The organism is Lonsdalea britannica (genome assembly GCF_946477055.1).
GTDB lineage: Bacteria > Pseudomonadota > Gammaproteobacteria > Enterobacterales > Enterobacteriaceae > Lonsdalea > Lonsdalea britannica_A.
In genome coordinates, this window is record NZ_CAMKXG010000168.1 from 1 (window position 1) to 7,998 (window position 7,998).

At 57.9% G+C, this 7,998-nt stretch carries 9 protein-coding genes; all 9 read right to left on the minus strand.

Going from position 1 to position 7,998, the window contains the following annotated elements; all coding sequences use genetic code 11:
• The coding region (locus tag Q7O77_RS11780; protein WP_304167369.1) for a xanthine dehydrogenase family protein molybdopterin-binding subunit at positions 1-625 on the minus strand (625 nt) is incomplete at its 3' end.
• 8 nt (positions 626-633) lie between these two features.
• Positions 634-1,587 carry an N-carbamoyl-D-amino-acid hydrolase gene (locus Q7O77_RS11785; protein ID WP_304167371.1) on the minus strand — a complete coding sequence of 318 codons (954 nt, stop codon included), beginning with the start codon at positions 1,585-1,587 and terminating at the stop codon, positions 634-636.
• 29 nt (positions 1,588-1,616) lie between these two features.
• The gene (locus Q7O77_RS11790) at positions 1,617-2,852 is read right to left on the minus strand and encodes a Zn-dependent hydrolase (RefSeq protein ID WP_304167374.1); all 1,236 of its coding nucleotides are present in this window, start codon (positions 2,850-2,852) and stop codon (positions 1,617-1,619) included.
• 35 nt (positions 2,853-2,887) lie between these two features.
• The gene (locus Q7O77_RS11795) at positions 2,888-3,643 is read right to left on the minus strand and encodes an ABC transporter permease (RefSeq protein WP_304167378.1); all 756 of its coding nucleotides are present in this window, start codon (positions 3,641-3,643) and stop codon (positions 2,888-2,890) included.
• Between the two features lie 13 nt (positions 3,644-3,656).
• Complete coding sequence (locus Q7O77_RS11800; protein ID WP_304167380.1) at positions 3,657-4,436, minus strand: ABC transporter ATP-binding protein; 780 nt, start codon at positions 4,434-4,436, stop codon at positions 3,657-3,659.
• A gap of 35 nt (positions 4,437-4,471) precedes the next feature.
• Entirely contained in the window at positions 4,472-5,509 is a 1,038-nt protein-coding gene (locus Q7O77_RS11805) for an ABC transporter substrate-binding protein (RefSeq protein ID WP_304167383.1), read from the minus strand.
• Positions 5,510-5,549: 40 nt separating this feature from the next.
• Entirely contained in the window at positions 5,550-6,482 is a 933-nt protein-coding gene (locus tag Q7O77_RS11810; RefSeq protein WP_304167385.1) for a MurR/RpiR family transcriptional regulator, read from the minus strand.
• A gap of 484 nt (positions 6,483-6,966) precedes the next feature.
• Positions 6,967-7,269, minus strand: a complete 303-nt coding sequence (locus tag Q7O77_RS11815; protein ID WP_304167387.1) for a helix-turn-helix domain-containing protein — start codon at positions 7,267-7,269, stop codon at positions 6,967-6,969.
• Between the two features lie 4 nt (positions 7,270-7,273).
• Entirely contained in the window at positions 7,274-7,627 is a 354-nt protein-coding gene (locus Q7O77_RS11820; RefSeq protein WP_304167390.1) for a type II toxin-antitoxin system RelE/ParE family toxin, read from the minus strand.
• Positions 7,628-7,998 lie beyond the last annotated feature (371 nt).

Below are 7,998 nucleotides of genomic sequence, written 5' to 3' on the forward strand. Positions count from 1 at the left end.
TGATTTGTTCGTTATCATCGAGCCAGGCGATGATCGATTCCGGCTCAATGTAGGCATGCTCCTGATACCCCACCTCATATTCTCGTTCAAAGATGTGACGGGAGGCGGCAAACCCCGCGTCGATATCGCCCTTGATCGTATGGTGATGGTTAATCACGTTGCTGGCGCTGCCGGGGTGGATCAACCGCGCATCCGGCTTCAGCGCCTCCTCGACGCCGGTGATTGGTTCGAACGGCGTATAGCGCACGCGGATCTTATCCGCCGCCAGACAGGCGGCCTCATAACTTTCAGCCGCAATCACGGCAATCACGTCGCCGCGAAAAGCGATATTGTCTTTGACCAGCGGCGGGTAGTCCGCCATTACCACGCCGATGTGACTTTCGCCGGGCACATCGCGCCAGGTGGCGATCTTGACGACGCCCGGCACGTCTAATGCCGCGCTCAGGTCAACCTCTTCCACCCGACCCGCGGCGATATCGGCATAGCGGCACACGCCGTACAACATCTCTTTCATGACGATGTCGTCCCCATACACCGCGCTGCCTTTCACTTTGCCCAGACCGTCAACGCGAGGGACTTCGCGGCCCACGGTCTGCATGTCCACTCCGTCTTTTGTTTCTTCCATTGTTAACCTCATGGGTGACGCGGACTGCCGTCAGCCAGCAGCGCTTCGCCTTTGATCGTGGTGATAAGGCCGTAAGCCTGAGGCTGACGATGCAGATCGAAATTGAAGGTAGTGCGTTTGTAGATCTGGCAGAAATCGAGATCGCAGTGGGCGATGGCCACTTCGTCGCCTTTGGTGACACAGCGGGCGACCACTTCGCCCGAGGGTGCGATAATGCAGCTGCCGCCGATGTGATCGACCCCCTCTTCCGTCCCCGCCTTCGCCACGCCGACGACCCAGGTTCCGTTCTGATAGGCCCCAGCCTGCATAGACAGCTGGTTATGGAACAGCGACAGGTCATCGTGTTCCGGCGCAGGCGCGTTGTGTACCGGCGTGTTGTAGCCAATCAGCACCATTTCCACCCCCTGTAGCCCCATCACGCGATAGGTTTCGCACCAGCGACGATCGTTGCAGATCGCCATGCCGAACCGACCGTCAAAGGCGTCAAACACCGGAAATTCATTGCCGGGCGTGAAATAGCGCTTTTCCAGATGCTGGAACGCGCGCCAGGGTTCGTGCTCACGGTGTCCCGGCAGGTGAACCTTGTGGTATTTGCCGACGATTTCGCCGCTTTTATCCACCAGAATCGACGTATTAAAGCGTTTCTTTTCTCCTTGCTCCCGGCTCAGCTCGGCGTAGCCCAAACAAAACCCCACCTGCAAGGTCTTCGCCAGTTCGAACAGCGGCAAGGTTTCGGTTCCCGGCATCGCGGTTTCACACCACCGGTCCAGCTGCGCTTCGTCTTCGATGTACCAGCGCGGAAAGAAAGTGGTGAGCGCCAGCTCGGGATAAACAATCAGATCCGCGCCCAGCTGATGGGCTTCCCGCATCAGGTTCATCAGACGCGCCACCACGGCGGCACGGGAATCCACTTTGTTGACCGGCCCTAACTGGCCGATAGCGACATTGACATAACGCCCCATGAGTACTTTCTCCTCTAAAACATGCGGTATCAGACGCGATCGGCGCGCTGGACAACCGCGCCCAGCAGCACGTTCGCACCCGCAATCAAATCCTTTGGCGCCGTATACTCCTGCGTGTTGTGGCTTAATCCCGCCACGCTCGGGACAAAAATCATTCCCGCCGGACACATCTCCGCCATAATCTGCGCATCATGCCCCGCGCCGCTCGGCATGCGGCGGAACGCCAGTCCGCGCTTGCGCGCCTGCGCCTCAACGAGCGCCACCATCTCCGGCGCAAACGGCGTTGGTTCGAAACGGGCCAGCGATTGACGCCGCAGCGCGATCCCTTCCTCTTCCGCCGCCTGCTCGGCAAACGCCCACAGGCGCTGTTCCGCCTCGCGCAACGCATCAGCATCCGTGTTGCGTAGATCCACCGTCAGCGTCACCCTGTCGGGGATCACGTTGACCAGATTCGGGCTGAACACCGCATGGCCGACCGTCGCTACCTGATCGCCACCCAGCGCTTGCGCCAGCTGGCGGGCAAACACGCCGATCTGCGCCGCGACATAGCCAGCATCCCGCCGCAAACGCATCGGCGTGGTGCCCGCATGGTTGGAGACGCCTTGCAGTTGGAATTCGGTCCAGGAAATGCCCTGCACGCCCTCAACGACCCCGATACTGATTTCCTCTTCATCCAGCACCGGGCCTTGCTCGATGTGCAGTTCGAAATAGCTGTCGACGTGGTTTTCCCCTACGGAGGCCGTGCCGTGGTAGCCAATGCGACGCAGCGCCTCGCCCACGGTCACGCCATCAATGCCGCGCGTTGCCAGCGCGGTTTCCAGCGCGAGTCCTCCCTGATACACCAGGCTGCCCATCATGTCGGGTTGAAAACGCGCGCCCTCTTCATTGGTAAAGAACGCCACCGCCACCGGTCGACGCAGGCGAAGGCCGTTCTCTTTTAACGTGGCGATCACCTCCAGCCCGGACAGCACGCCGTAGTTGCCGTCATACCATCCGCCCGTCGCCACGGTATCGATATGCGACCCCATCATCACCGGCGGCGCATCGGTGAGTCCGGGATAGACGCCCACGACATTGCCGATGGCGTCGACCGAAATCGCCAATCCCAGCGCCTGCATACGCGCGACGGTCCAATCCCGCCCCTGTTTATCTTCATCGCTGAGCGCCAGTCGGCATACGCCGCCCTGCGGCAGTGCGCCTATCTCGCCCAGCGCATGCAACGACGCCATCAGGCGTTCGCCGTTAATCTGTAACTCGCTCGTCATCACTTCACCTTCTCCCTTCTGTTGACCGTGCTGCATCAACGATGCGCCCAATGCGTCATCCGCTTCTCAACCAGAGCGAAGAGTTCGTACATCACGACCCCCATCGCGCCGATGACGATTAACCCGGCAAACACCAGCGCCATATTCATGTTGGAGCTGGCCGCCATCATCAGGTAGCCAATCCCCAGATTGGAGGCCACCGTTTCTGAGATCACCGAGCCGACAAAGGCCAGCGTGATCGCCACTTTTAATGAAGCGAAGAAATACGGCAGTGACCGGGGCAAGCCGACCTTTTTAAGAATGTCGAGGCGGGATGCACCCAGCGAACGCAGCACGTCTTCCATCTCCGGCTCCACGGTGGCAAGCCCGGTGGCAACGTTGACCACCACCGGGAAAAAGGAGATCAGAAACGCGGTGGCGATAGCCGGTAGGGTGCCGATGCCGAACCACACCACCAGCACCGGCACAAATGCCACCTTGGGAATCGCGTTGAATCCGACCAAGAGGGGATATATCGATTTGTACACCAGCGTGGAGGCGCCCACGGCCACGCCCAAGACCAGGCCGAAGACCACCGCCAGCACAAATCCCACCAGCGTGGTGTACAGGGTCTGCAAAGAGTGGACGGCGATGGGACGCCAGTCGGCAATCAATGAGCGGTAAACGTCGCTCACCGAGGGAAACAGGTAACTCGGGACATTCAGCCCCACCACCACCGCCTGCCAGACGCCCCCGATGAACAGCAGCAGCGCCCAGGGGGCCAGTTTGATTAACGTATGTCGCGGTATCACGATAGGCGTCCCGTTATGCATGATGTTGAGAAGCGATGTGTTCGCGCAATGCGAGCACATCGCGAGCAAATTCATCGGTGTAGGCGATTTGGAGGTCGCGCGGGCGCGGGAGATTGATCTCCCGACGAGCGATAATGCGGCCGGGTCGCGCGCTCATGACGTACACGGTATCCGCCAGAAAAACCGCTTCGCGCAGATCGTGAGTGACCAGCACCACCGTGAAAGGCGCGTCCTGCCACAGGTCACGCACCATGCACCACAGCTCTTCACGGGTGAACGCATCCAGCGCGCCGAACGGTTCATCCAGCATCAGCAAACGCGGCTTGTGGATCAGCGCGCGACAAATGGAGGCCCGCTGCTGCATCCCACCGGATAGCTCCCACGGAAATTTGTCCTCATACCCTTCCAGCCCGACGCGTTTAAGCAAGGCGCGCGCCTGCGCTTCGTACTCCCGCTTTTTTTTATGTCGCGTTGAACGGTAAGGCTCGACGATTTCCATCGGCAACATGACGTTTTCCAGCGTGGTGCGCCAAGGCAACAGGTTCGAAGCCTGAAACGCCATGCCGACGCATTTCTGCGGCCCCGCCACTTCCCGCTGGTTAACGAAAACGTAGCCCTGGGTGGGTGAAATCAGCCCAGAGGTCAACTTCATGAACGTCGACTTGCCGCACCCGGAAGGGCCGACCAGCGCCACAAACTCATTTTCATCAATGCTGAAGTTAATCTCTTCAATCGCCAGCGTTTGGCTGTGCTGATAGGCCAGACTGACATTGTCGAATTTCACGAAACTCATACACGTTCTCCCCTGAAATCAGGCCAGCTTGCGATTTACCGCACGGAGCGCTCTGCGCGTTCGGGCAATAACGCCCGCGTGAATACTGCGTCTGCCGTTGGGGTATTCTTCAACGCGAACGCGGCGACCACATCGCTGATGGACCGGTTCAGGCGGTCGGTATCCACATCACCCAAGCCGTTCTTGCGGGTTTCTGGGGTGACGACCAGCTGCCCAAAGGCCAGTTGCAGGCGCCGCGTTTCCAGTGGCAGATTGATCAACGCATCCTGTTCTTTCACGAAGCTGGCCGCGCTGACGGGATCGGCCAGCGTTTCCTGCATCGCTCTGTTGAAGGCGCGCAGGAAGGCTTTCAGGATGTCCGGATGTTGTTCCAGCATCGTTTTGCTGGCGATGAGGGTGTTGCCGTAGAGGTCAACGCCGTATTGCGCATAGGGGAAAACCACCAGATCGTCCGCCTTGACGCCGCGCGCCTCCAGATTCAACAGATTGGTAAAAGAGAATCCCGAAATGGCATCGACGTTCTTACGCACCAGCAGATTGGCGGTCACGGTGGGATCGGCGGACTGCCACGTAACGGCATCCTTGTTTAACCCGTTTTTTTGCGCAAAGACCGGCCAGGACTTGCGTGCGGCGTCGAATACCGGGGCGGCGATGGTTTTGCCGGCTAACGCCGCCGGGGTCGTCACGCCAGAGCTTTTTAGCAAAAAGACGGCGGCGGGCGTGGCGTTATACACCATATAAATGCCCTTAACGCCCGTACCGGGATGCCGGGACTCTTGCTCGATCAAGGCGTTGATATCGGCAAAGGCCATATCATAAGTCCCGGTCGCGACCCGGGTGACGGCGCCAACCGAACCGTTACCGGAGTCAATCTGTACGTCCAATCCTTCCTGACTGAAATAGCCCTTGGCCTTCGCCATCAAAAACGAGGCCGAGGGGCCTTCGAAACGCCAGTCGAGCGAGAATTTCACTTTGACGGGGTCTGCCGCATAGGCCGGTGAAGCCACGACGGACAGGCACAGTAGCGCCAGGCAACCCCATTTGGGCACGTTTGCAAAGAGGGATATCAACATTACGCATGTCCTCAAGCTGGAAAATCAATGGTTAACAGGACTAATCCCGGCATTTGTGGTCTGCCGTCGAGGGCGGATCCAGTGGGTACAGATCGCCAATCTGTCGATGGATATCTTCCATGCGCTGCATGCGTTGGCTTGCCCTGTCGGAACAACCGGCGGCCAGTTCGTTGCCGATGAAATTCACCATGCTGATGGCGGTGGTGTAGGAATCAAAAATATCGCCGTGCCGTGCGGCGCAAGGGATAACGACATCGGCCAGCGCACAGACATCAGAAACCAGGGTGTTGCTCAGCGCGACAATGCGAGCCTGATAGTGCTTCGCAACGCTGACCAATGGCGCAAGCAGCTGCACCTGCCGGGGAAAGTCCACGACGAACAGCACGTCCGTGGGGCGGATGTCCGCCAGCACGTCGGCATATCTGGCCGCCGGATCGTTGACCAGCTGCACATCGCTCAACATGTGAGAAAACAGCGACTGCGCGTAAAACGCCGTCGCGAAACTATTGCGAAAGCCGAGTACCCAGACGCGACGCGCGCCGCTTATCAGCGTGACCGCACGCCCCAACGCTGCCGACAGGCTGTCTTGCTGCATGCCCGCCAGATTTTCACGCTCGCGCTCAATGTGGGCATCCAGCCGTTCACGCAGCGTCTTTGGGTGCGACGTCCGCTGCTCGAGATTGCTTAGCGGCGAATAGCCCATAGGTTCAATCTCGCGGCATTTCATGCGGAACTGATTGAAATCCTGAAAGCCAAGGCGACGAAACACGCGCGCGGCGGTGGATTTGGAAACGCCCGCCAGCTGAGCTAATTCAGTGGCGCTATAGCTGGCAAGGTGATGCTGATGATCCAGAATGACATCCACCAGCTTCCTTTCCGCCGGAGATAAGCTGCCGTATATGAGACGGATCGCGGTTTGCAGCTCCATCAACGTGCTGGGATGTTTATCTGGTGCAGATAGCGCGTTATTCATCCTTCCCCCCTGCCATCGTGATACCTGACGTTCCGTGATGTGGCATTCGCTCGTTTGGCACATCCGTTCTATGCAACAGCATCAAAAGAAACGTGCGTACCAAACACTAAGCAAGGGATATTCCAAAACCACAAAATAAAAGTGGCTTTAAATTTAATGCATTGAAAAATAAATAGATTAATTTGTTTTTATTCGATAGTTCACGAATATTGAGCAGCACGGAAGGGACGAGGATGAGACGATCCTGGTGCGACCGGTGGATGTTTCGCACCAGAATGAAGCCGCATAAAGTCGCGCGTGGGTTTCACGCCGGGAAGCAGAGAACAACAAAAGCATGACCGAGGGAGAACCGTATCACCGTCGGGGGAGCATGGCCTTAGGATGACGTGGTATAGCTGAAAAACCGGGCATCCCCTGAGGCCCGCAGGCGACAGCACGGTTTGAGCCGATTGCAGCGAAATGAGAAAGCGGTGACCGGCACCGCTTAGAGCACAAATCCGTAGTGCGAACCGTCGGGCAGTTCGACATCAAGCCGCAGCTTGCCGCCGGTAGCCTCGACATAGCGCTTGAGGGTGGACAGTTTCAGGTCCCGGCCCCGTTTCTCCATCCCCGCGACGGTCGGCTGTTTCAGGCCCAGCGTTTGCGCCATCTCCACCTGTGTTTTCTGTACCTTCTCACGCAGTTCGGCAAGGTGGATATTCAGCAGCATATCCGTGGCCATTGCCCGCGCATCCGCGACAACTTCCGGTTTTTCATCCGCAATAAGCTGTTCCAGCGTTCTGCCCATAGCGTTACTCCTTCTTGTGTAATCGATTAAGATAATGAGTGAACTCCCGATCGGCCAGCGGGATCATTTCATCGTAAAAGCGTTTTTCATGACCGGCCTTATTGCCTGCACACAGCAAAATACCGGTACGGTGCGGGTCAAAGGCGAAAAAAGCGCGTATGGGATCTCCCCGGCTTTGCACTCTCAGCTCTTTCATATTGCTGTAGCGGGAACGTTTGACCGTATCGGCGTAGGGTATTGGCAACATCGGTCCCTTTTCCCGCAACACAATGAGCGCCGCAAGTACGCAGGCCCGGTCGATATCGCATAACGAACAAAACCAAGCGTCAAATGTATCTGTTGTTTCAATGACCCACACACGACCTCCTCATCACTATAGGTTAAATACGATATAGGTGTAAACCTATATTTTGATTATGTCGTGATAACGGGCGTGATGCACTCACGCCCGTCAAAAAGCCCGAGAGGCATTGAAATATTCAGTCGATGTTGCGGCGACGCGACGCGCATATTGCGGGCGGTGCCGCGTTTTAAGCCACGGAGGGGGCGCCGAACGACGGTGCGGTATCAATGTGAGTAGGGACAGAGACGGAGACAGGGTGACCCGAGAAGAGGACAATGAAAAGCACAACAAGCTCGCCGAGTTGGCGGCGATACGCCATTGCTATACAGGTGGGGGCCTGTCTCTTATACACATCTCCGAGCCCACGAGACTAAGGCGAATCTCGT